This window comes from Verrucomicrobium sp. (assembly GCA_028283855.1).
GTDB lineage: Bacteria > Verrucomicrobiota > Verrucomicrobiia > Methylacidiphilales > GAS474 > GAS474.
On the sequence record JAPWJX010000003.1, the window covers coordinates 1,209,742 to 1,232,660 of the forward strand.

A 22,919-nucleotide genomic window follows, 5' to 3' on the forward strand; every position below is an offset into this window, starting at 1 on the left:
CGTTGCCGCCCCCGGCGGGGCCTTCCATATTTTCCCGATGCCCCAGACCGCCAAGAAAGCCTCCGCCCCGCAATACGTCCTCGGAATCGAAGGGGGCGGCACCAAGACCACCTGGGCCCTCCTGGACAAGGAGGAGAAGATCGTCCGCGAAGGCCGGACCACGGCGGGCAACCTGGAGCATCTGACGGAGGCGCAGCTGGGCAAGATGATCCAGTCGATCCGCCTGGCGGCGGGGGCCGACGTCTCCGCCGTCGGCGGGGCCTTCGCCGGCTGCCACCTGCCGAAGGAGAAGCGCCGCGTGGAGGCCTGGGTCCGCCGCTACTGGCCCGCCGTGGGCCCCGTTGTCATCGGGGAAGACACCCGCTCCGCCTTTGCCGGGGCGCACGGGCGCGGGGAGGGGATCATCGTCATCGCGGGCACCGGGGCCAACGTCCAGGGCCACGCCCGGGGCCGCTGGGAAAAGGCGGGCGGCTGGGGCGCGCTCTTTTCCGATCCCGGCAGCGCCTACGACATTGCCCGGCGCGGCCTGGAAACCGCCTTCGTCCACTTCGACCAGACCCAGGAAATCACCGCCCTGGGCCACGAATACCTCCGCCGCACCGGCCAGAACGGCATGGCGGAGCTGGTCGACTGGATGCTCTCCCACAGCGGCAAGACGGAGGTGGCCGCGCTTTCCGAGGCCGTCTTCGCCGCCGCGCACAAGGGCGACCGCCTGGCCCGCCGCCTCTTGGAGGAGCGTTCCGGAGTCCTGGCCGACCGCGTCGCCGACATCGCGCGGCGGATGAAGCTCAAGAATCCCCCCGTCGGCCTCATCGGCGGCCTCTTTGAAAAGGTGCCGGAATACGTCCGCCTCTTCACCCGCCAGGTGCGGAAGCGGGTGGCCGTGGGCCCCATCTTCGTCAGCCGCGTGCCGGGCGCCGTCGGCGCGGCGCGCCTCGTCTCCGGCCTGGCGGGCCCCGCGCCCGTGGTCGCGCCCAAGGAAGCGCCCGCCGAGTCCTACGGCGGCCTCGTTACCGAGGGGCGCAACCCCCGCTCGCGCGGCCTGGAAAAGAAGAGCGTGGCGCAGCTCGTCGAGCTCTTCGTCTCGGAGGAGCGCCGCGTCGAGGAGGCGCTGCGGAAGGCCAAGCCCCAGCTGGCGGCCGCCGCCTCCGCCGTCGCCGCCGCCGTGGCGCGGAAGGGACGGTGCTTCTACGTCGGCGCGGGGACCAGCGGCCGCCTGGGCGTCCTGGACGCCAGCGAGATGCCGCCGACTTTCAACGTCGCGCCCGATCTTTTCCAGGGCATCATTGCCGGGGGCTTCGCCGCCCTTCTCAAGGCCCAGGAAGGGGCGGAGGACGACGCCGGTGCCGGGGCGTCCAGCGTCCAGGCGCGCGGCGTGCGGAAGGGGGACGTCGTCGTCGGCATCACGGCCAGCGGCACCGCCCCCTTCGTCCGGGGCGCGCTGGAAGAGGCGCGCCGCCGGGGCGCCAAGACGGTCTTCCTGACCTGCAACCCGGACCACAAGCGCCTGCCCGGCGCGCTGCCGCTGGTCCTGGAAACCGGCCCGGAGCTGGTCACCGGCTCCACCCGGCTGAAGGCGGGCACGGCGACGAAGGCGGCTCTCAATATCCTAAGCACCGTGGCGATGATCCGCACGGGCCGCGTGAAGGACAACCTGATGGTCAACGTGCAGCCAACCAACCGGAAGCTGCGCGACCGCGCGCGGCGGCTGGTCATGACGCTGGCGAAGGTCGACGCGGCCGCCGCCGAAAAGCGGCTGGAAAAGGCGGGCTGGGACGTGGCCCGCGCGGTTTCTTAGTACGCCCGGCCCTGCTGGGCGTATTGGCCCTGGGCGCCGGCGGTGTAGCGCGTCGCCTGGCGGAAGAGGCCGGCGTTGCCCGCCTCCGCGATCACCTGGCGGGCCTGCGCCTTGGCCAGTTCCTTTCCGCGGCCCGGGACCATGTCGTCCTTGCCGATGGAGGTGTCCCGGCAGATCTTGGAAAGGAGGCCGGGGGCGATCGTCTCCCGGGCATGCATGGGGACGGTGGTGCAGCGGCCGTCCGTGTGCTTCATGAAGCGGTGGCTCCCCTGGGTGCGGGCTTCGGCGAAGCCGTACTCTTCCAAAACTTTGACCAATTCCGGGCCGGTCAGGCGGGCAAAGCGGGCCATCTTACACCTCCACTTTCTCGATGCCGATGAAGGCCGGATCGTGCGCCGCCTTTCCCATGCCCAGGCAGAGGTGGATCGCCTCGTGGACGCGCTCCCGCAGGCTTTCTAAAGAATCGGCCTGCGTGTGGCAGCCCCGCAGGGCGGGCACCGTGGCCAGATAGACCCCTTCGGGGTCGCGTTCGATCAGGACGGCAAACTCGGTCATGCGGGGAGAAAAGCAGGGCGCATACCAAGTCGCCAGGATGGCTAAACCTCTTCTTCCGCAATCTCTTCCGCGTCTTCCCGGCGGTCGAGCCGGACAAAATAGGCGGCGATTCCCTCCGCCAGCTTCGGGCCGACGCCCTCGACTTCGCCGATTTCTTCCGGCGTGGCGCGGCGGAGACGGTCGACGGAGCCGAAGTGGAGCAGGAGTGCCTTTTTCCGCGCGGCGCTGACGCCCGGGCAGTCGTCCAGGAGGCTCTCCGTCATCCGCTGTTTGAGGAGGATGGAGTGGTAGGCGTTGGCGAAGCGGTGGGCCTCGTCCCGGATGCGTTGGAGGAGCTTGAGCGCGCCGGTCGACTTGTCCAGGACCAGCGGCTCGGAAATGCCGGGGCGGTAAATTTCCTCGTTCTCCTTGGCCAGGCCGATGAGGGGGAGATTTTCCAGGCCCAGGGCCCGGAGCTCCGCCGCCGCCGCGCTGACCTGGCCCTTGCCGCCGTCCACGATGATGAGGCCGGGCTGCCGCAGGTTCTCCCGCAGCACGCGCCCGTAGCGGCGCCGGACGGCCTCCGCGATGCTGGCGAAGTCGTCCTGCCCCTCCACGCTGCGGATGCGGTAGCGCCGGTAGCCGGAGCGGTCCGCCTTGCCGTCGCGGAAGACGACCATGGAGGCCACCTTGTGCGTGGTGGAGATGTTGGAAATGTCGAAGCACTCCATGAGCCGGGGCGGCTCCGCCAGGTTCAGCTCCGCGCCCAGGGCCTCCATGTCCTGCTGGGGGTTGAGGGCCCGGCCGTTGAAGGCGCGCAGGAAGCGCTTCACCGGCTTGGTCGTCCGGCGGAGGTCTTCCAGGAGGTCGCGGATCTGGGCCGCTTTTTCAAAGTCGAGCCGCGCGGCGGCGGCGTCCCGTTCCTGTTCCAGCTTGGCCAGCATCTCGGTGGACTGGCCTTCCAGGAAGTCGCAGGCCTGCTTCACCTGGGCCAGGTAGGCGGCGCGGGTGATCTTATGGATGCAGGGGGCGGAGCAGTTCCGGATGACGTGGTCCAGGCAGTGGCGGAAATCGGCCTCGCCCGGCACCACGGGGCTGCACGTCCGCAGCTTGAACTGCCGCCGGATGAGGTTTAGGGAATTGCGCAGGGAGGTGGAGTGCGGAAAGGGGCCGAAGTAGCGGCTCCCGTCCTCCCGCCGCGTGCGGGTGAGCTGGAAGCGCGGGTAGGGATCGTTCAGGTTCACCTTTACCAGGAGGAAGCGCTTGTCGTCCCGGAAGCTGATGTTGTAGCGGGGCCGGTATTCCTTGATGAGCTTGCTCTCCAGGAGGAGGGCTTCCGGCTCCGATTTGACGACGTGGTATTCCAGGTCGCAGATGGCGTCGACCAGGGCGCGGGTCTTCCGGTCGGCGTAATCCCGCCGGGAAGGATGGAAATACTGGCTGACGCGGCGATGGAGGTCCCGCGCCTTGCCGACGTAGATCACCCGGTCCAGCCGGTCCTTATAGAGATAGACCCCGGGCCGGTGCGGAAGGGTCCGCAGCTTCTCTTCCAATGGGGTGGCGGCCACCCTTGTACTATGGAGCCGAAGCGGGGCTCCGGCAAGAGAGGGAGGTTACCTAGCGGTCTTAGCGGTGATGGCCGCCGCCCCCGCCCCCGCCGCCGCGTCCGCCACCAAAGCCGCCCCGGCTGCCGCCGAAGTCGCCGCGGCCGCCGCCGCCCGGATGGACGGTGGGGGGGTGAAAGTCCCCGCGCTGAGGCGGATCGTAATGACGGGGGGGAGAAGGATGCCAGCCGCGGTTGCCGTAGCGGTTGTGGTCGTAGCTGGGATGGTAGTAGGGCCCGCGGGGATAAAAGATCACGCCAGGGCCGCAAGGCATGTAGAAATAGGGATCGTAGGAACAGACAGGACCGGGAAAGAGATCAATGACGACGGAATACGTCCGGCGGGCCGGAGCGACGACCACGGTGGTCGCGTTGCTGCCCACCTGCGCAGGCTGCTGCTGCTGCGCTGCCGGTTGTTGGGGAGCTTGCTGAGCGGTTTGGTCCGGGGCGGCTTGCGCTGCGTTGGCGACAGGCTGTTGCGGAGTGGGGGATTGGACTGGAGCCGCTTGCGGCGCGGGTGCGGAGGCGGGAAGAGGAGCCGACGCAGACTGGGTGGGGACGGGGGATGGAGCGCTTTCCTCCGCCACGTAGGCTGGGGACTTCTTTTGAGAGGACTTGGATTGGCCCTTCGACGGACGGTCGGGGGCTTGCCGGACATCGGTGCGGGAGACGGGTTCCGTAGCTTGGGGTTGATGGGCCAGGTCGCCGGCGGCTTTTTCAACCCGGTCGCGATAGACGATGCCGGCGGTGATGCTGGCTCCCAGCGCGACAAGCGCGATGTTTTTAAGAAGTCTGGGTTCCCGGGGAATCTTGTTGATATCGGCCATAATGTCTCCTGGTGTTAAGGATAATTCGGCTATTCCCCCTGGGAATGCCGCTAAAGGGCTTGAACAGCGCCTTCGACATTGGCCTGCTGCCGGGAAACAGGGCGAGCGAAATCGTGCCGCAGGCCGGCTTTACTCTGGGAGGGCATGGCGGGAAGGGAGCTGTTTTCCCGCAGGGCCAGGTCGATGGCGATGGTGCGGATCGAATGGGGGCGGACGGTGTGCCACAGGATGGAGGAGCTGAGGTGGGGCAGGAGCGTGGGCCGGTCCACCCGCCGGGGCAGGGTTTGCGTCTCCGTATTCAGGTAGGGCTGATGCCGCAGATGGGAGTAGAAAAAGGTGGCGATGTCCCCGCTCCGGTTCGTCTCGATGAAGGAGCCTCCCTTTTCGCGCCAGTCGGCGATGGCCTGCGGCAGGCTTTTTCCCAGCAGGGGCTGGTCCTTCAGGGCGCTCCGGGAAATGGGGAGGGCGTTTTGGCCGTAGCCGCTTAGGCCGTGCTCCAGCGCGGCGGTCTGCGCCAGGCCGCCGCCCAGGCTGTGGCCGTCGGTGGAAATCTGAAAGCCGGAGTAGGCTTTGCGGATTTGCGGCAGCTTTTCCTCGAAGGGGCCTTTGATCGCCTCCCAGGCTGCGCCGCCGGAATTGAGCAGGTCGGAACGCAGTTGGGGAAGGCTGTCGGTCCCCTTGAAGGCGATGACGACCTGCTTCGCCTCCGCGTTGTGGAAGGTGACGAAGCTGTTTTTCCCGTCCGCCGATTTGCCGGAGCTGGAAAGGTCGGCCTCCCACCCGTGAGGCAGCGGCACCTCCCGTTTGGCGAAGAGGTCCCAATCCATGTAAGCCGCCCAGGAAAGGCGGGTGGCGACGAGAGGGTGGATGGCAGGCATTAGCGGGCTCCGTAGTAGGCGGCGACCTGCCGCTTGGCTTCTCCCCAAAGGTTTTCCCAGGACGCGATCGAAGCGGAGGGAATCTCCGTTTCTCCAAGAAGGTGTTCCAGCCCGTAGGCTTCCGGCCAGCGGGGTTCGTATTCGGTTTCCATGCGGAAGCCCTCGGCCAGCCGCAGGCCTTCCTCCACCAGGCGCTTTACCTGGGCGCGATGGCTGGAGACGAGAGCCTCCACGCTTTGCAGCGTCTGGGGCCCCGCCACGAGGTAGGCGCGCTGGAGGAACCGCTCGTTAAAGAAAATCTCCTCCCGGCCGGAGGCGGAGGCGAAGCGAAGCACGTCATGGCAGCCCAGCACGGAAGCCGCCACGACCATGGGAAGCGCCGCGCTGGCTCCGTCCTTCGGGATATAGAAGAGGCCGATGATGTCCATCACCTCCGGCGGCGTGTGGAAAAAGGGGCGGCGCTCGAAGTGGGAGAGCGTGGCCTCGAAGTCGGCGCGGGCGCCGGGCTCGTTGCGCCGGGCCGATTCCGCCAGCTTTAGGAAAGCCAGGCGGCGGCGCTGCCAGAGCGGCGTTTCTTCCACTTCCAGTACGGGTGAGGCGAGGATGGGCATGCGGGGAAACTCCGGAGGGAAAGGAAGCTTCAAGCGTGCCAAAAAGGGCGCCCGGCTAAGGGTTTCCACTCACCGATCTTCACGCGCGTTAAGGGTTGAGGCGCGTGATGCCGAAGCGGAAGAAAAGAGGGGACCGCCTACTTTTGCTCGAAGGCGCCCAAGCTTCCCAGCGCTTGGGTAAAGCCCCCGCCCGCCAGCCATTGCTTGGCGCGGGCGTCCGCTTTGAGATAGGCGTCCCAGAAAGCCGTCGTGCCTTCGCAGACCAGCCGTTGGAAATCGGCGTCGTGGTCGCCCTTCCCGCCCTGCCGCATGAGCCGGGGGCGGCCGGAAAAGACCATGTGGTCCCCACCCTGAAAAACGGCGAGGTAGGTGTCCGGCCCCGATGAGCCGTCGAAGACCGCGCGGCGGTCTTTCGGGTCCTCCTCCCGCAGGCGGCCCCGGTCCTCCGTGCCGGTGAAGTGGAAGGCGGGCTGGTGGATGCCGGAGAATTGCTGGCCGTCGATATGGGGCAGGCTCATCGCCACGACGGCTTTCACCCGGGGATCGGCCACATGGTCCAACGCCGGATTCCGATGCGAGGCGAATGTTTCGCCCGCCAGCGCCATCGTCGTATACGCGCCGAAGGAGTGGCCCGCCGCGCCGATGCGGGAGAGGTCGAAGCGGCCCTGCCACGGCCCCGGGGCGGCGTTGAGCGCGGCGACTTGGTCGATGGCGAAGGAGATGTCCCGGGGGCGGTCGATGTAGTTTTTCGGATTGGCCATCGCCGCTTTCAGCTCCAGCGGGGAGTGGAGGAGCGCGGCGTCGGAGCCGAGGTGCTGGACGTGGACGGAGAGATAGCCGTGGGCCGCCCAATAGCGGCCCAGGTAGGCGTAGCCTTCCCGGGAGCCGCCCAGGCCGTGAGAGAAGAAAAGGACGGGGAGCGGGCCCGCCTGGGAGCCGGGCGCGTAGATCCGCACGGGCACGTCGCGGTCGCGCGCGGCGTCGTGCCACGTCAGGTCGGTGAAGGTGACCGCTTCCTCCGCCCCGGCGCGCCACGCCAGCAGGCACCACAGCAGCAGGGCCGTCCGCATGGAGGCAGATTGACTTAGACCCGTGCGGAAAGCGAGGCGGCGAAATCGGCGGGACGGCGGCCCGCGTAATCGGGCAGGGCCGGATCGGCCCCCTGTTCCAGGAGCAGGGCGGCCACGGCCTCGTGGCCTTCCTCCCGGGCGCGGAGAAGGGGAGTGGCCCCCTCCTCGTCCTGAACGTCCGGGGAGGCGCCGTGCCGCAGGAGGAGGGCCGCGTGTTCCCGCCGCCCCAGCCGGGCGGCCAGATGCAGGGGCGTTTCCAGCGCGGCGTTGGCCCCGTCCGGATGGATGCCCCGGCGAAGCGCCTCGGCCAGGAACCGGGGATCGGCGACCGCGGCGGCGTAGCCCAGGACGCTCTCCCCCTCTTCCACCTGCCGCAGAGGATCGGCGCCCGCCTCCAGGAGGGCGGAAAAAGCGGCCAAGTCCCCCGCCGCCACGGCGAAGTGGAGGAGCGTGACCCCTTCCAGGCCGGGCCGGTCGATGTCGAAGTCCCTTTGCGCCAATTCCCGCAGCGCCTCGCCGTGGCCGCGCGCGGCGATCTTCCAGCAGGCCAAAAGGCCGGGGTCGGGAAAAAACTCGGCGGGATCGGCCTTCATACGTAAAGGGCGATGCGGCTGAGCTGGCGGACCAGGCGTCCGGCTTCCCGCAGGTTGGCGGGGCGGCGCAGCTCGGCGTGTTCCAGGATGATGCCGTGGCGCTGGCGGATCTCGCTCGGCTTCGGGCGGATCGCATCCCAGGCCAGGCCGGGGGCGTTCGTCGTCACCTCCGCGCCCAGGCTGTTCAGGCGGCGGATCTTGGCCGCGGCGGCCTCCCGCTCCAGCGGCGTGCCGACTTTGGAGTCGACGGTCCAGGCGGCGACTTTCAGCCCCTCGGCCTGAGCCTCGCGGATCAGCCGGTGGTCGACCTGCCGGGCGGTGATCTGGGAGGCGTCGATGTCGATGCCCGTCACGCCCGCCGCCTTCGCGCGGGAGATGATCTGCCCGCGGCTCAGGAGGCCGCCCTGCGCGTTGACGTAGAAGGGGCCGAAGCCCTTGCGGGCCAGGGCGGGCCGCTCGCCTGGGATCCAGAGAGTCTCGAATTCCGGTCCCTGCTTGTGCGCCTGGGCCAGGACGGGCAGGGAAAAGCTGATGATCGTGAACTGCTTCGGGTCGCGCCCGGACTCGCGCAGCAGTTTGAGCAGCGGCGGGACGATCTTGGCGTTGCCCTTGATCTCGATGTAGGCCTTCTTGCCCGCGGGCAGCTCGGCCAGGACTTCCTCCAGCAGGGGGATGGGCGTGCCGGCGAAGCGCTCTCCCTTGAATTTTCCGGCGTCGAGCTTGCGCAAAGTCTCCCACGGCGTTTGGGAGATGCGGTGGGCCGCGCCGGTCTGGCGGTTGGTCGTCGCGTCGTGATGGACGATGAGCTTGCCGTCCGCGCTCATGTGGATATCCATCTCGATGCCGTCGGCCCCCTCGGCGAAGGCGGCGCGGAAGGCGGGCAGGGTGTTTTCCGGATGCTCGTTGGAGGAGCCCCGGTGGGCGATGACCGGGTGGGCGGGAACGGGGACTTCCTTAGGCACGTGGGTGAAGAAATGGGGGTCCAGGCGGTAGAGCTTGTCCCGGACGACCTGGAGCAGGGAGTGGCTGGTGTGCCCCTCCAGCGCCACGCGCAGGGTGCGGCTCAGGCCCTGCGGCATCATGTAGCGGTCCAGGCCTTCCGGCTGCGGCACGGTGTGGATGGTGCCGACCCACGCCTGGTCGGCGAAGCGGGCCGCGGCGCGGTTGAGCTTGTCGAGCAGCTCGTGCTTCATGATCGGGAGGATGACGTTTTGATCCGCCCAGGCGACGTCCTCCAGGCTCAGTTGCTCCTGCGTCTTAGGCCCCAGGGAGGCGGGGTTGAAAGCCACGGCGGGCACGCGTGCCTTGGCGGCGGCGAACATGGCCTCCCCGCCTCCGCGCGAGTTGCCGGTGAGGACCAGCTGCTTGCCCGCCTTTTCCGCCTCCTGCTTCACCAGGAGGGCCAGATCCTGGGCGGCCTGGTAGTCCGGCGTGTATTGCCCGAAGGCCTGGCGCAGGTTCGACTTCCACTGCTCCACGCTCTTCGTCGGCTCGAAGGCCAGGACCCAGCGGTCTTTGTTCGCTTCCGTGGCTCCCTTGAAGAGATGGGCTTTTAGCCCCTGGGCCTCCGCTGCGGCGAAGGCGGCGGCGGGTTCCCGTTCCGGCTTCCAGTCCGCGATGAGGGAGGGATCGTCAAACCAGCGGATGTATTCGCAAATGTCGATGAGGGGATGGAGGGCGGCCAGGCGCTCGCCGTCGAGGACCTCCGGGGAGGTTTGGCGGTGGATGATCATGCCGGGCGGAAGTGAACGCCCGGAAGTTGACGAACGCGTGGCGGAGCCGTGATATTTCGATCACGATCCGGCGGCGGATTATCGCAGCCGCTCGGGACCCGCGCCGGGGGAGGGGGCGCCGGGCGCGCGCCGGAATTCGGTATCTTCCAGCATCTTGCGCAGGGCGGAGGGGAAGGCCGCTTCCCGGGAAAAGGCCTGGGATTCCCGCAGGAGGCGTATTTCCTCGGCCACCTCGGACTGAAGGCGGCGCTGTTCCGCGGAAAGCGTTTCCTCCGGCGCGTGGGGGCGGACTGCATGGAGCCGCGCCATTTCCCGACGGAACCGCCCGCCGGTGAAGGCGTGCAGCTCCGGGCCGAGGCTCCCGGCCAGGCGGCGGTGCGCCTGAGCGGCCCGCTCGTTCTCCAGTTCCAGGCGGTAGTCTTCCGGCTCCGATGCGGGCAACGGCGCGGGCCGGGGAAGGGCGCGCCGCCCTTCCGGGGAGGCAGCGACCACAAGGGCGCGGTGAAAGGCGGCGCGCTGCCGGGGGTCGATCTGCTCCTGCCGGAGGTATTTCTCGAAGTGCTCTGCGGAAAGGCCCCGGGGCTCCAAAACGGCGTCCAGGAGCTGGGCGGCCTTTTCCACCCGCTCCTCCTGCTGGCTGGCCAGGAAGCGGAGGTGGTGGCGGGCGGCCCAGGCGGGCGTCTCCCGCCGCTGCCGGGGCTCCTGCCGCCAGCGGGATTCGATTTCGCGGAGATGGGCCGCCGGGTCCTCTGCCTTTTCAAGGGCGGCGCGCTCCGCCTCCACCGCGCGGAGGAGCCCGGCGCGGGGGACGGAAAAGAATCCCTCGATCCCGGCCAGATTTTTCTCCCGGCCCGCGGCCAGCTCCCGTTCAAAGGCGGCGGCCTCGGCGGCGGCCCGCCGCAGGACATCCCGGTTGTCCCGCATGCGGAATTGGAGCGCGGCCTCGGCGAAGCGGCGCTCCCGCTCCGGTCCCGCGCCGTCTTCCCGCAGCCATTGGCGGAGCTGGGGCTCGCCCACGCGGAGGGCGTCGGCCTCCCGCAGGAGCGCGCCAAGGAGGGCGGGATCGGCCTCCGGCCGCGCGGCCAGGAGGGCGGAAAAACGGGCCTTCAGCTCGCCTGCCGCGCCGGGGGAAGTCTGGAAGGCGTCCATGGCGGCCTACGCCTTTTTGACGAAGCACGCCTTCAAGCCGATGGCCATGCCGTCGATCTTGCAGGAAATCTCATGGTCCCCGTCGACCAGGCGGATGCCCTTCGCCTTCGTGCCGCCCTTGATGACTTGGGAAGAGCCTTTCAGCTTCAGGTCCTTGACGAGAGCCACCGTGTCGCCGTCGGCCAGGGGCGTGCCGTGCGCGTCCTTCACCACGCGGCCTTCCTGCGGCGCGGACGCGCGCGGCCACTCATGCCCGCAGGTGACGCACTCCCACCGATCGGGGAATTCGAGGATGTCGGGCATCTCGCATTGAGGGCAGGCGGCGGGTTTTTCCATTGGGTTATCCTATATTCTTTGTGTTAATTTGTATTTTATTTCTCGTCGCTGAATTGCGAAGAAATAACAGCCAGATTTTTCCCGCATGAAAATTCCATTCATTCATGAGCTGAACCTCCTCAAGGACCAAGTCCGCCAGGTCAAGGAATCCACGGAGCAAATCCGGGCCTTGGCCGGGCAGACGCGGGAGGAAGTCGGCTGGATTCAGGAGAAGATGAGCCGCACCGCCGCCTCGACGGCGGCCAGCGAGTCCCTCCTGCGGCAGATCCAGCTCTACCTGGGGAACGACATCTTCAAGAACCACCTGGCCCGCCTCCATTCCTCCGAATTCCCGAAGGAGAACGAGATCGGCGCCAACCTGGCCGCCACGGTGAAGAGCCTGCGCTTCCGGACGGAGCCCGCGCCGGACCGCTCCCGCACCGTGGTATGCACGGTGGCGGTAGGGGAGGAATACCGGGAAAAGGTGGCCCCCTGCCTGGAAAGCCACCGCCGCTACTGCCGCGACCACGGCTACGACTATATCGACATGGAGATGGAGCCCAATTGGGTTCACCGCCCCCTTTCCTGGTACAAGCTCCCTCTCCTCTTCCGCCTCATGCAGGCGGGCTACGAGCGGCTCCTGGTGATCGATGCCGACGCCATGATCACCAACCCTTCCGTCCGGCTGGAGCCCTTTTTCGAGCGGCTCGACGCGGAGGGGAAGGCCATGCTGGCCGCGGAGGAAGACGGCGGGGTGAACTGCGGCGTCTTCTTCCTGCGGAAATGCCCGCAGGCGGTCCGCCTCCTGGACCTCATGTGGCTGCACGACATGGACGTGCGGCACGGCCACTGGGAGCAGAGGGCATTGCGCGAATTGCTCAACAACTATCGTGCGGTCCACGATGTCCTGGCCGTGGCCGACGGACGGGCCTTCAACAGCTTCCCGCCGGAGCGGGTTGAGTCGTTCTCCGAGGCCTTTGACCAGCGCAACAGCTGGCAGCCGGGCGATTTCATCTGCCACTTTTCCGGGATCCGCGGGGACCGGCTTCCTGAATTGATCCGCCAGTACGCGGCGCGTTAGAAGAGTTCTCCTGATGGTTCTGCTCCTGCTCCTCGACGCCTTTCGCGCCAACTACCTGCCCCGCTCCAGCTATCTGCGGCAACTCGCCCGTGAAGGGGGCCTCGGCACCCTGCGGGAGCCGTTTGGCTTCGTGCCCCGCGCCGCCTATCTGGGCGGCCTCACCCCGGGCGAATACGGCTACACGAACATGTTCCGCTGCGACCCGGAGAACAGCCCGTTCCTCATGGCGCATGGACTGAAGGACGTCGACGGACTGCGGCGGGAGCAGTTTCTGCGCGAGCGGATCGTGGACAACGCCAAGGGGCTCCTCCCGTCCTTCGCCGCCAGCTACGTCTCCACGTTGCAGATTCCGATACCCTGGCTGCCCTACTTCGATCTGGCCGAGCGGCACGCCCCGGACGACAAGCGCAAGGGCTACCGCTCTCTCTACGACCTGCTGCGGGAGCAAGGGGAGAAGTGGTATGAGCTAATCTGGCCCCTGAGCTTTGCCTATCCCGAGCACGGCGACGAGGCCTTGACGGAGCGCGCCCTGCGGGAGATCGGGCCGGAGCACCGGCTGGCCTTCGTCCACCTCACGGAATTGGACGGCATGGGCCACGCCTACGGGCCGGAGTCGATCGAGATCCAGCGCGGCATCTGCCGCACGGACGCCCTGGCCCGCCGCCTGGTGGAGCACTGCCGAAAGATCGACCCGCAGTGCGAGGTGATCCTCTTTGCCGACCATGGCATGCTCACCGTCAACCGCACCATCGACCTCTGGGCGCGGCTCAGGGAGCTGCCCTTCCGCTTCGGGCACGATTACGTCTACTTCCTCGACTCCAGCATGGCCCGCTTCTGGTTCCACCGGACGGAGGCGCGGGAGGCCGTCGAGCGGGTGCTCCGTTCCCAGCCCCATGGCCACATCGTGGAGGACGAGGCGGAGATCGAGCGCTTCGCCATCCGCGGGTGCGATCCGCGCAACGGCGAGCTGATCTTCCTCCTGGACCCCAGCGTGGCCGTCCATCCCAACTTCTTCCAGCGCGACGGCGCGCCCCCGGCGGGCATGCACGGCTACGATCCGGCCGAGCCGGACAACGAGGGCGTCTTCATCTGCCACGGCCCCGGGACTCCGGCGGGCTCCGCCTTCGGCCCCGTCGACGCCACGCAGATCTACCCCCTCCTGCTGGACCGCCTGGGCCTTTCTCCGGGAGACCACACCTCCGTGTCCCTCCCCATGCCGCAGCCGGACGCGGCCTCCCCCTTCACCAAGTCCCGCCTCCCCGGCGCGGACGAGATGGTGCGGCGGGACCTGAAGACGATTTGCGCCGCCATCCTGCAGGAAACCCCCGACGTCGATGGCATCCTCCTGGGCGGCTCCTTCGGACGGGGGGAAGGGGGCGTCGCCCTCGTTGACGGACGCCTCCGCGCCGTCAACGACTACGACATCTTCGTCGCCACCCGGCAGCCCCGCTCCGGCCTGGAACTGGGGAAGCGCCTGGCGCGGGAAATCGGCATCGACTACGTCGACGTCCACTACGCCCCGCTGCGCGCGGAGGATTTCCACCCCACCCAATCCCGCTTCGACCAGCGCTACGGCACCCAGGTTCTCCACGGCCCGGCCTCTCTCCTCGACGACCTGCCGCCGATGGGCGCGGCCGACATCCCGCTGGAGGAGGGCCACCTCATCGTCTTCAACCGCATGGCGGGCTTCCTCACCGTCCCCTTCGAGGCGGCTGCGGCGGGCGTTTTCCCGCAGGACGGGCGCTACCTCCAGAACCAGGTGAACAAGCTCCTCATGGCTCTGGGCGATGCGTGGCTCCTGAAATGGAAGGCCTATGACGTCTCCTACGAGGTCCGCTCCCGCCGTTTCTTCTACATGGGCCGTGCCGCCTCCCTGCCGGAGGAACTCCTGGAAGCCGTGCGGGACGCCTATCTTTGGAAACTGGAGCCCGTCTACCTGCCCGTGCGGGAGGCGTGGGCGGAAGGCGGAAAAGCCCCCCGCTTGGCGCTCCGCTCCATGGCCCTGTTGCTTGAGGGAAGCACGGCCCGGCTCCTGCCGGAGGCGATGAACGGCCTAGGCTTCCTCCATCCGCAGCCGGAGCGCGACAAGGGGGACCGGGAGCGGCTTGCCGCCGGAGCGCCGGGGCCTCTCTGGCAGGCCTACTTGGCGCAGACCCCGGAGGGCGACGCCCGCCGGGCCTTTTACTTCACCAGCCTGCGGCTCTTTCTGGCCTTTGCCGCGGGCGCCGATCAAACGGGCCCCTTGGGCGAGCCCGCCGACGCGCTCTGGCAGGCGGCCTTTTCAGAAGAAGAGCCCTTCTGGCCATCCTGGAACCGCCTGCGGGCCGAAACCATCGCCGCCTGGGAAACCATGGGCCACTAGGAACCCCACTTATGCCACTCGTTAGCGTCATCATCGCCAATTACAACCACGCGCCCTACCTTGACCGCGCCATCCGCAGCCTCCTGGATCAGACTTGGCCGCACATGGAAGTCATCGTCGTCGACGACAACTCGACCGACGCGACGCCGGAAATATTGAGGAAATACGAGGGGGAGCCGCGCGTCCGCGTCCTGTGCCAGGAAAACCAAGGCCTGGCCCGCACCCGGAACAACGGCATCGCCATCGCCCGGGGGGAATACATCGGCTTTCTCGACGCCGACGACTATTTTGCACCGGAGAAGATCGAGAAGCAGGTCCTCGTCCTGCAAAACAATCCCGAATACGACTGGGTTTACTGCGACATGCAGCAGGTCCATCCGGATGGCAGCTTCTTCGACGACTACTCCATCGGAAAAGCCCGGCCCATCGTGCGGGGAGACATTCTGCCCTCCCTCCTGATCGGCGGCTACTTCCCGCCTCACGTCGCGCTGGTCCGCCGCAGCCTGCTGGAGGAGGTGGGCGTCTTTACCCCCGACCTGGATGGCCATGCCGATTACGACCTGTGGATGCGCGCCGCCGCCCGCGGCAAGCAGGTCTATTACCTCGACGAGCGGCTGGCCTATTACACGCGCCAGCCCGGCAGCATGAGCACGGATTGGGACCACATGTCGGAGACGCGCCTGGCGGCCCTCACACGATTGGCGGAGCAGTTTCCCGGGCCGCTGGCCCGGTCGTTGGAAACGCTCTTCCGCCATGTCGTGGGTCTGACGGGCGCGGCAAACAGTCTTTCCGAGGCTCTGCGCAGTGCCGAGGAGGAGAAGCGGGAAGAGAATCCTCCTCCTCCGCCTCCTCCTGAGCGGAGTCCCGAAGAGGAGGAGAACGCCCGGCTTTACCGCGAGGAAGTCGTCCGCCGCCGCCGGATTACCCGCTCTTTGGTCTGGAAGATCGCCACGCCGTTTTTCAAGCTGGAGCGGGCGATTTGGGCTCGCCGTCGGCAGAAGAAGCGGTAAGCCGAATCAACCGGCCGAGAAAACTTTTCCGACGAAATAATCCCTACGGCCGTCTAGGGATTTTCTCTGATAGTTTGGGGCGCGGAAATCGGGCAGGATGCCCCTGTTTTCATGAAAATCCATTCCCTGCTCTTCTCCCTGATCCTTCTTGGCAGTCTGTCCGGCGCGGCTTTGTGCTGGGCGGCCGCCGATGCCTCAAGCAAGTCGTCCACCTTCCAGGTCGGGGATTTCACCGTCGTCCGCATAGACGGCCAGGACGCGACTTTTTCACAGCTGAAAAAAGGGATGCGGGCTTATGTGACGCCCGATTCCTTCCAGGCCGGCTATGCGGCGAAGATCGACGCCCACACGGCCAAATCGGCCGGGGCCGCCCCGGCTCCCGCCAAGGGTTCCAAGGCAGCTCCCGCTCTCCCCTCCAAACATTGGTTCATCACGGCGCTGACACCCAAGGCGATCACGGTGAGCTGGCAGTCCGCCGGGGGGTAGGAATGACGAAAGAGGGGCGGGAGCTGGAATTCCTGCTTGAAGCCCGTGGGGGGATGCTCCCATACCCTTTCCATGAGAAAGGCATTGTGGATCCTTCTGCCGCTTGTCCTGGCGGCAGGCGCGGCGTGGGAGGGGATTTCTTATTACCGGGATAATCGCGATTTTACTCCTTGGATGGATTACCCCCAAAAGGAAGCTTTCTTCGAGGAGCGGGGGATAAAGGATGCTCAGGGGAAGAATTTTTGGGATCGGCGGCATTGGCTAACGGCCGTCCAAGGGCGCTGGCACAAGGGAAAACCCGAATACCGTTACCGGATCGGGGATGCCCCGGCAAAAGGGGGGTATTGGTGGTGGTGGTGGTACAACCAGAGTCCTGAAAGTTTTCACGATCATCTGCTTGAGATGGAGGACCAGTATTGCACGCTGGTTTACATCGACTCCTTCAAGCTCCCCGATGGGACAGTCCGTTATAGCGGCGTCTGGCATCGCACGATCCCGGGGCCGAAAAACGAGGCTCCTAAGGAGGAGAAGCCTTCCGACGAAAAGATCAGGCAGGCCTTAGACGATGCGAATACGGCCGTGATCATGGCGGCGGAGGCCGGGGACCTGGACGCGACGAGGGCGGAACTCCACGGCCTGTTGGCGGTGGTCTACAGTGCGACGGCGACCCCTCAGCAGCGTTTTTCCCGGGAGCGCCTGGAGGCGGCGGCCTTTTATGTTCCCCGCTGGCAGGAGTATTTGGCCGCGCGGGATGCCGGAGATCCCATGGCCTTCCAGTATTTGCACAACCTGGCCGTCATCACCTCCACCTTTGCCCCGTTCCCCACCTCCAGGCTGCTGGAACAGGCGGAGAGGGAGAGAATGGCTCCGCGAAAATAAAAAGGAGAGGCGGGAGCCGGAATCGAACCGGCGCATGGGGCTTTTGCAGAGCCCGGCCTTACCACTTGGCTATCCCGCCAGAGGAAGAGCGGAGAATGTGGCCTATTTCGGCCACGCTGGCAAACCCGGAATCACACCCTTAAGCTAAGGCATGATTCAAAAAGTCCTGGTTGTCGGCGGAGGAACGATGGGGAAGGAGATCGCCCTTCAATGCGCCCGGCATGGATGCGAGGTGGCCATTTTCGATGCCTCTCCGGCGGTAAGGGCCGGGATCGGGTCCGGTTTGGCCGGTCTGGCCGCCACGCTTCCTCCGGGACTTTTGACGGAGGCCGATCTCCCGGCAGTGCTGGCGCGGATCCGGGCCGTGGAAACCCTGGCCGAAGGAGCCGCCGAGGCCGATCTGGCGGTGGAATGCGTGCCGGAAAATCCGGAGCTGAAGCGGAAGGTGTTCCGGCAGCTTTCGGAAGCGTGTTCCGACCGGGCCATCCTGGCGACGAACACTTCTTCCCTGGTCCCGTCGATGTTCGCGGAAAGCTGCCGGTGGCCGGAGCGGCTGGCCGCCTTCCATTTTCACCTGCCGGTGGCGACCTCCAACATCGTCGACGTCATGCCCCACCCGGGCACGTCGCCGGAGACGATGGCGGAGCTGGAGGCCTTCGCGCGCCGGATCGGGCAGATCCCCATCCGCTATGATCGGGAGTCCCACGCCTATATCTTCAATTCGATCTTCGGCGCCATGCAGCGGCAGGCGATCGACCTGGTGCTGGGGGAGGTGGCGACGGTGGAGGACGTCGACCGGGCGTGGATGGGGATTTTCCGCATGCCGCTGGGCCCGTTCGGGATGTTCGACAACATCGGCCTGGATACGATCGCGGAGATTTCCGCCTATTGGGCGGAGACGCTAAATGACGACGCCGGGCGGCGGCGCGTCGCCTTTCTCAAGAAGATGACGGCGGAAGGGAAGCTGGGAACCAAGGCGGGCCGGGGATTTTACGAGTATCCCGATCCGGCCTACGCGCGGCCCGGCTTTTTGAGCGCCGATTCCCCCTAGGAATTGGCGAAGAGAAAGAGGTAGTCCCGGGCGTAGTCCGCGTAGGCCTGGGGCCCGTAGAGAGTGGCCGCCGTCTGGAGGGTCTGGGCGGCGGTGGCGGTGTCCCCCTTGTAGCGGGCGATGGCGGCCTGCGCGAAATAGGCGGCGGGGGTCTTGTCGTCGAAGGCGTTGAGCTGGGAGGCCTGGCGCAGGGCCTCGCCCAGGTCTTTTTGTCCCAGGGCGCAGTAGGTTAGGGCCAGGACCAGGTCGGGGTCGGCGTTGCCCGGCTGGTAGTGCGCGGCGTCCTGGTAGGCGATGCGGGCGTCGGCGTAATGGCGCTGGCGGAAGGCGAGGTCGCCCAGGGAGCGCCGGGCGGCGATGCTGCTGGGGTCGAGATGGAGGGACTCTTCCAGGACGGTCTTGGCTTTGGCGTAGTCTTTAGCGCCGGTGGCGATGCGCCCTTTGAGCACCAGGTAGCGGACACGCTCCTTGTTGGCGTCCGGGGAGAGGGTGGCCAGGCCCTTTTGGCACAGGGTGTCGGCGTCGGCGTAGTGCTCGGTCTTGTAGGCGGCCAGGGCGTCGGCGTAGACCTCCGCGCCCCGGCAGGGGAGCGCGGGGCACGCGGCGGCCCACAGCAGCACCAGCAGGACGGCCCGTGATTTCATAAGCGTTACGCTTCCAAGGGGGGAGCCCAGCCGCGCCCGTCGTGGCGCATCAGCTCGTCGGCCTCCACGGGGCCCATGGAGCCGGGGGAGTAGAGGGGCAGGGAGGAGTCGTCCTCCGCCGCCCATGCGCCGCGGACGGCGTCGATGACGCGCCAGGCCTGCTCCACCTCGTCGCTGCGGGTGAAGAGGGTCGACTCTCCCAGCAGCGCGTCGCAGATGAGGCGCTCGTAGGCTTCCGGGAAGTAGTGGGCGCCGTCCTTCCGGTAGTGGAAGTCCATGCCCACGGTCTGCAGGGTGGCCTGGTTGGGGGTCTTGGTGTTGAAGTGGAGGTGGATGCCCTCGTTCGGCTGGATGCGGATGCGCAGGCGGTTCCGGTGGATGCGGCTCGACGTGTTGGCGAAGAGGACGCCCGGGGGCCGGTTGAAGACGATGTTGATCTCGCTGTATTGGTGGCCCAGTCCCTTGCCGGTGCGCAGGTAGAAGGGGACGCCCGCCCAGCGCCAGCTGTCCAGCTCCAGCTTGAGGGCGACGTAGGTTTCCGTCATGGAGTCCGGGGCGACGCGCTCTTCCTGCCGGTAGGGCGGGATCTGGCGGCCGTTCAGCTGCCCGCCGCCGTATTGGGCGCGGACGGAATTGCGGCGGACGTATTCCTGGGTGGGGGTGGAGATGGTGCGCAGGACCTTCACCTTCTCGTCGCGGATCGACTCGGCGTCAAGGGAGGCGGGCGGCTCCATCGCCAGGAGGGAGAGGAGCTGCATCATGTGGTTTTGCACCATGTCGCGGGAGGCGCCGGCCTCCTCGTAGTAGCCGCCGCGGCCCTCCACGGTGACGGTCTCCGCCACGGTGATTTGGACGTGGTCGATGTAGCGGCGGTTCCAGAGCGGCTCGTAGATGGAGTTGCCGAAGCGGAAGTAGAGCAGGTTCTGGACGGTTTCCTTCCCCAGGTAGTGGTCGATGCGGTAGATCGACTTTTCCGGGAAGGACCGCTGCAGCTCCGTGTTGAGCTTCTGGGCGCTCTCCAGGTCGGTGCCGAAGGGCTTTTCGACGATGAGGCGGCGCAGGTGCTTGGCGCCGGGCTGGGGGTTGAGGCCGGCCTTGGCCAGATTGTCGGCGACGACGCCGAAGAAGTTCGGCGCGGTGGCCAGGTAGAAGAGGCAGTTCTCGCCGTATTGGGCGGCTTCCGGGAGGCCTTTGATCCGCTCGGCCAGTTTCTTGTAGTCGTCCGGGTTGGGGAGGTCCCCCTGCTGGTAGTAGATGTGGGGGGCCAGCTTGGCCCAGGCTTCCTCGTCGACGGGCTTGGTCTGGGAGAACTTGTCGAGGGCTTCCTTGAGGTCCTTGCGGAACTCCTCGTCCGTCTTCGGGCGGCGGGCGAAGCCGATGATGGTGAAGCCTTCCGGCAGCTGCCCGTTCTTCTGCAGGTGGTAGAAGGCGGGGACGATCTTCCGGTGCGTCAGGTCGCCCGTGGCGCCGAAGATGACGGTGGCCGTGGCGGGAACCTTGGGGGATTGGTTCATGAAGGTGCCCTTGCCGGGGGTGGGGAAGTCGATGCTCACGCGTTGTAGCTGGTGGAGGAGGTGGTGCCCCCCTTGCCGGTCCAGTTGGTGTGGAAGAATTCGCCACGGGGCTTGTCCAGGCGCTCGTAGGTGTGGGCGCCGAAGAAGTCGCGCTGGGCCTGCAGGAGGTTGGCCGGCAGGTTGGCGGAGCGGTAGCCGTCGTAGAAGGCCAGGGCGGTGGAGAACGTCGGGGAGGGGACGCCCAGGAGGGCGGCCTGGGAGACGACCTTGCGCCAGGAGGCCTGGCACTTCTCCATCTCCGCCTGGAAGAAGCCGTCCAAGAGGAGGCTGGAAAGCTCCGGGTTTTTCTCGAACGCGGTCTTGATGTTGCCCAGGAAGCGGCTGCGGATGATGCAGCCGCCGCGCCACATGAGGGCGATGCCGCCGTAGTTCAGGTGCCAGTTGTTCTCCTTGGCCGCCGCGCGCAGGAGCATGTAGCCCTGGGCGTAGGAGACGATCTTGGAGGCGTAGAGGGCCTTGCGGATGTCCTCGACGAAGGCGGCCTTGTCGCCGGCGAACTTGTCCTTGGGCCCGCTGAGGACCTTGGAGGCGGCCACGCGGTCGTCCTTGATGGCGGAGAGGGCGCGGGCGAAGACGGCCTCCGCGATGAGGGTCACCGGGGTGCCGGTGTCGAGGGAGGAGACGACGGTCCACTTGCCCGTGCCCTTCTGGCCGGCGGCGTCGAGGATCTTGTCGACCAGCGGCTTTCCGTCCGTGTCCTTGTAGGCGAAGATCTGGCTGGTGATTTCGATCAGGTAGGAGTCCAGCTCCGTCTTGTTCCAGTCGGTGAAGGTCTTGGCCAGCTCGTCCGCGGTCATGCCCAGGGTCTCGCGCATGATGTGGTAGGCCTCGGAGATCAGCTGCATGTCGCCGTATTCGATGCCGTTGTGGACCATCTTAACGTAGTGGCCCGCGCCGTCCTCGCCCACCCAGTCGCAGCAGGGCTCGCCGTCGGCCTTGGCGCTGATGGCTTGGAAGATCTCCTTCACCGCGGGCCAGGCTTCCTTGGCGCCGCCGGGCATGATGGAGGGGCCGAAACGCGCGCCTTCCTCGCCGCCGGAAACGCCCGTGCCGATGAAGTGGAGGCCCTTTTCGGCCAGATACTTCGTCCGGCGGACGGAATCGGGGTAGTGGGAGTTGCCGCCGTCGATGATGATGTCCCCCTTCTCCAGGTAGGGAAGGAGGTGCTCGATGAACTCGTCGACCGCCGCGCCGGCCTTCACCATGAGCATGACGCGCCGGGGGCGCTTGAGCAGTTTCACGAAGTCCTCGATGGAGTGGGCGCCGACGACCTTGGTCCCCTTCGCCTCGTTGGCCAGGAACTCGTCGACCTTCTTCACCGTGCGGTTGAAGACGGCGACGGTGTAGCCGTGGTCGTTCATGTTCAGGACGAGGTTTTGGCCCATGACGGCCAGGCCGATCAGGCCGATGTCAGCGGTGGGATTCATAAAGTAGGGAAGATGGTTCTGCCTCAATTTCTCCGGCAAGGCCACTCCCTTTTTTCCCGCTTGTCCCCCCGGGCGCGGTGGCTTAACCAATAGGTCTCCGATGCAACGCCTCCGCCGCCTCGACCTCTCAAAAGACGTCAGCAAAGCCGAATACCAGGCCACCCTTAAGAAGCTGCAGCTGCGGCTCTTAGAGCGGCAGCTGCGCCTCCGCCAGGACAAGCGCTCCCTCATCCTCGTCTTCGAGGGGCCGGACGCCTCCGGCAAGGGCGGCGTCATCAAGCGCGTGACCGAGCACCTCGACCCCCGCTCCGTCCGCGTCTATTCCGTCCTCAAGCCGACCACGGAGGAATACGCCCACCACTATATGTGGCGTTTCTGGACCCGGCTGCCCGCCTACGGGGAGATCGCGATCTTCGACCGGTCCTGGTACGGCCGCGTGCTGGTGGAGCGGGCGGAGAAATTCGCCACCGACGCGGAGTGGAAGCGGGCCTACCGGGAGATCAACGAGTTCGAGCGCCAGCTGGCCGACGACGGCGCCATCCTGCTCAAGTTCTACCTCTCCATCGGCAAGGAGGAGCAGCTCCGGCGCTTCCGCGAGCGGGAGGCCGACCCCGCCAAATACTGGAAGATGACGGAGGAGGATTGGCGCAACCGCCGGAAGTGGGACCGCTACCTGGACTATGCCCAGGACATGGTCAACAAGACCGACCACCGCCACGCCCCCTGGCATCTGGTGGAGGGGAACAGCAAGTCCTTCGCCCGGCTGAAGGTGCTCAAGACCATCGTCGCCGCCCTCGACCGCCAGCTCAAATGAGCCGCCCGCCCGCCTCCCACACCACCCGGATCAAGGTCTACTACTTCGATACGGACGCAGGGAACGTCGTCCACAACGTCGCCTACCTCCGCATGGTGGAGGTGGCCCGTACCGAGCTGGCCGACGCCATGGGCTGGACCCTGGAGGAAATGGGGCGCACCGGGCTGGTCCCCGTCGTCGCCCGCACGGAGATCGACTACCTCAAGCCCGCCCGCCTGGGCGACACCCTCCGCATCGAGGGCCGGGTGACGAAGCTGGAGAAAATCCGCTTCCACCTGGAATTCCAGCTCTTTCGCGACGCCGATGGCGTCCTCCTGGCCCGCAGCCACCAGACCATGGTCACGGTCAACCTGGCGACGGGCCGCCCCCAGCCGGTGCCGGAAGCCTGGACCGCCGCTTACCCGGAATTGGTCGGCGTCCGGGAATAGTCCTTCACGCGGGTGAATAAATGGGGCATTCCCCGTCCTAATAGCCGAATTA

23 protein-coding genes and 1 tRNA gene are annotated in these 22,919 nt (G+C 66.9%); 9 read left to right on the plus strand and 15 right to left on the minus strand.

The window, feature by feature from the left end:
- Positions 1 to 37: 37 nt before the first annotated feature.
- Positions 38 to 1,798 (plus strand): N-acetylmuramic acid 6-phosphate etherase, encoded by a 1,761-nt coding sequence (locus PW734_07195; protein MDE1170977.1) that lies wholly within the window; start codon positions 38 to 40, stop codon positions 1,796 to 1,798.
- Here PW734_07195 and PW734_07200 read toward each other — a convergent pair.
- The 11 genes from PW734_07200 to PW734_07250 form a co-directional block, all read right to left on the minus strand.
- On the minus strand, positions 1,795 to 2,148 hold the full coding sequence (locus PW734_07200; GenBank protein ID MDE1170978.1) for a type II toxin-antitoxin system HicA family toxin: 354 nt from the start codon (positions 2,146 to 2,148) through the stop codon (positions 1,795 to 1,797). The two genes, PW734_07195 and PW734_07200, sit on opposite strands and share 4 nt — an antisense overlap.
- 1 nt (position 2,149) lies before the next feature.
- Positions 2,150 to 2,353 carry a type II toxin-antitoxin system HicB family antitoxin gene (locus tag PW734_07205; protein ID MDE1170979.1) on the minus strand — a complete coding sequence of 68 codons (204 nt, stop codon included), beginning with the start codon at positions 2,351 to 2,353 and terminating at the stop codon, positions 2,150 to 2,152.
- Between the two features lie 41 nt (positions 2,354 to 2,394).
- Positions 2,395 to 3,900 carry an excinuclease ABC subunit UvrC gene (locus PW734_07210; GenBank protein MDE1170980.1) on the minus strand — a complete coding sequence of 502 codons (1,506 nt, stop codon included), beginning with the start codon at positions 3,898 to 3,900 and terminating at the stop codon, positions 2,395 to 2,397.
- 58 nt (positions 3,901 to 3,958) lie between these two features.
- Positions 3,959 to 4,762 (minus strand): hypothetical protein, encoded by an 804-nt coding sequence (locus tag PW734_07215; GenBank protein ID MDE1170981.1) that lies wholly within the window; start codon positions 4,760 to 4,762, stop codon positions 3,959 to 3,961.
- Positions 4,763 to 4,812: 50 nt separating this feature from the next.
- A complete protein-coding gene (locus PW734_07220) occupies positions 4,813 to 5,640 on the minus strand; it encodes a hypothetical protein (GenBank protein ID MDE1170982.1) in 828 nt (275 codons plus the stop codon).
- Entirely contained in the window at positions 5,640 to 6,251 is a 612-nt protein-coding gene (locus tag PW734_07225) for a hypothetical protein (GenBank protein ID MDE1170983.1), read from the minus strand. Before PW734_07225 ends, PW734_07220 begins: the two co-directional genes overlap by 1 nt.
- Before the next feature lie 137 nt (positions 6,252 to 6,388).
- Positions 6,389 to 7,321, minus strand: coding sequence for a hypothetical protein (locus PW734_07230; protein MDE1170984.1), 933 nt, complete (start codon positions 7,319 to 7,321; stop codon positions 6,389 to 6,391).
- 14 nt (positions 7,322 to 7,335) lie between these two features.
- Positions 7,336 to 7,914 carry an ankyrin repeat domain-containing protein gene (locus PW734_07235; GenBank protein ID MDE1170985.1) on the minus strand — a complete coding sequence of 193 codons (579 nt, stop codon included), beginning with the start codon at positions 7,912 to 7,914 and terminating at the stop codon, positions 7,336 to 7,338.
- Positions 7,911 to 9,647: a glycerophosphodiester phosphodiesterase family protein gene (locus tag PW734_07240; protein MDE1170986.1), complete on the minus strand. Its 1,737-nt coding sequence runs from the start codon at positions 9,645 to 9,647 to the stop codon at positions 7,911 to 7,913. Before PW734_07240 ends, PW734_07235 begins: the two co-directional genes overlap by 4 nt.
- Positions 9,648 to 9,725: 78 nt before the next feature.
- The gene (locus PW734_07245; protein ID MDE1170987.1) at positions 9,726 to 10,796 is read right to left on the minus strand and encodes a hypothetical protein; all 1,071 of its coding nucleotides are present in this window, start codon (positions 10,794 to 10,796) and stop codon (positions 9,726 to 9,728) included.
- Positions 10,797 to 10,802: 6 nt separating this feature from the next.
- Positions 10,803 to 11,132, minus strand: coding sequence for a zinc ribbon domain-containing protein YjdM (locus tag PW734_07250; GenBank protein MDE1170988.1), 330 nt, complete (start codon positions 11,130 to 11,132; stop codon positions 10,803 to 10,805).
- A gap of 85 nt (positions 11,133 to 11,217) precedes the next feature.
- On the opposite strand from PW734_07250, the gene PW734_07255 reads away from it, so the two are divergent.
- The 5 genes from PW734_07255 (at position 11,218) to PW734_07275 (ending at position 16,929) form a co-directional block, all read left to right on the plus strand.
- Entirely contained in the window at positions 11,218 to 12,192 is a 975-nt protein-coding gene (locus tag PW734_07255; GenBank protein ID MDE1170989.1) for a hypothetical protein, read from the plus strand.
- 13 nt (positions 12,193 to 12,205) lie between these two features.
- Positions 12,206 to 14,554 (plus strand): alkaline phosphatase family protein, encoded by a 2,349-nt coding sequence (locus PW734_07260; GenBank protein ID MDE1170990.1) that lies wholly within the window; start codon positions 12,206 to 12,208, stop codon positions 14,552 to 14,554.
- 11 nt (positions 14,555 to 14,565) lie between these two features.
- Positions 14,566 to 15,564 (plus strand): glycosyltransferase, encoded by a 999-nt coding sequence (locus PW734_07265; protein MDE1170991.1) that lies wholly within the window; start codon positions 14,566 to 14,568, stop codon positions 15,562 to 15,564.
- Positions 15,565 to 15,675: 111 nt separating this feature from the next.
- Complete coding sequence (locus tag PW734_07270; GenBank protein MDE1170992.1) at positions 15,676 to 16,050, plus strand: hypothetical protein; 375 nt, start codon at positions 15,676 to 15,678, stop codon at positions 16,048 to 16,050.
- A gap of 402 nt (positions 16,051 to 16,452) precedes the next feature.
- On the plus strand, positions 16,453 to 16,929 hold the full coding sequence (locus PW734_07275; protein ID MDE1170993.1) for a hypothetical protein: 477 nt from the start codon (positions 16,453 to 16,455) through the stop codon (positions 16,927 to 16,929).
- Between the two features lie 7 nt (positions 16,930 to 16,936).
- On the opposite strand, the gene PW734_07280 is transcribed toward PW734_07275, so the two are convergent.
- Positions 16,937 to 17,008: transfer RNA gene (locus tag PW734_07280), tRNA-Cys, on the minus strand.
- Between the two features lie 72 nt (positions 17,009 to 17,080).
- Between PW734_07280 and PW734_07285 the strand changes: the two genes are divergently transcribed.
- A complete protein-coding gene (locus tag PW734_07285; GenBank protein MDE1170994.1) occupies positions 17,081 to 17,980 on the plus strand; it encodes a 3-hydroxyacyl-CoA dehydrogenase NAD-binding domain-containing protein in 900 nt (299 codons plus the stop codon).
- Here PW734_07285 and PW734_07290 read toward each other — a convergent pair.
- Genes PW734_07290 through gnd form a run of 3 tightly spaced genes read right to left on the minus strand, consistent with a single transcriptional unit; the run spans position 17,977 to position 21,625 of the window.
- Positions 17,977 to 18,624, minus strand: coding sequence for a hypothetical protein (locus PW734_07290; protein ID MDE1170995.1), 648 nt, complete (start codon positions 18,622 to 18,624; stop codon positions 17,977 to 17,979). The genes PW734_07285 and PW734_07290 overlap by 4 nt on opposite strands.
- Before the next feature lie 5 nt (positions 18,625 to 18,629).
- A complete protein-coding gene (gene zwf, locus PW734_07295; GenBank protein MDE1170996.1) occupies positions 18,630 to 20,177 on the minus strand; it encodes a glucose-6-phosphate dehydrogenase in 1,548 nt (515 codons plus the stop codon).
- Positions 20,174 to 21,625, minus strand: a complete 1,452-nt coding sequence (gnd, locus tag PW734_07300) for a decarboxylating NADP(+)-dependent phosphogluconate dehydrogenase (GenBank protein ID MDE1170997.1) — start codon at positions 21,623 to 21,625, stop codon at positions 20,174 to 20,176. Before gnd ends, zwf begins: the two co-directional genes overlap by 4 nt.
- 100 nt (positions 21,626 to 21,725) lie before the next feature.
- On the opposite strand from gnd, the gene PW734_07305 reads away from it, so the two are divergent.
- Both PW734_07305 and PW734_07310 read left to right on the plus strand, forming a co-directional pair.
- The gene (locus tag PW734_07305) at positions 21,726 to 22,439 is read left to right on the plus strand and encodes a hypothetical protein (protein ID MDE1170998.1); all 714 of its coding nucleotides are present in this window, start codon (positions 21,726 to 21,728) and stop codon (positions 22,437 to 22,439) included.
- A complete protein-coding gene (locus PW734_07310) occupies positions 22,436 to 22,867 on the plus strand; it encodes a thioesterase family protein (GenBank protein ID MDE1170999.1) in 432 nt (143 codons plus the stop codon). The genes PW734_07305 and PW734_07310 overlap by 4 nt, the downstream gene beginning before the upstream one ends.
- The last annotated feature ends 52 nt before the right edge of the window (positions 22,868 to 22,919 follow it).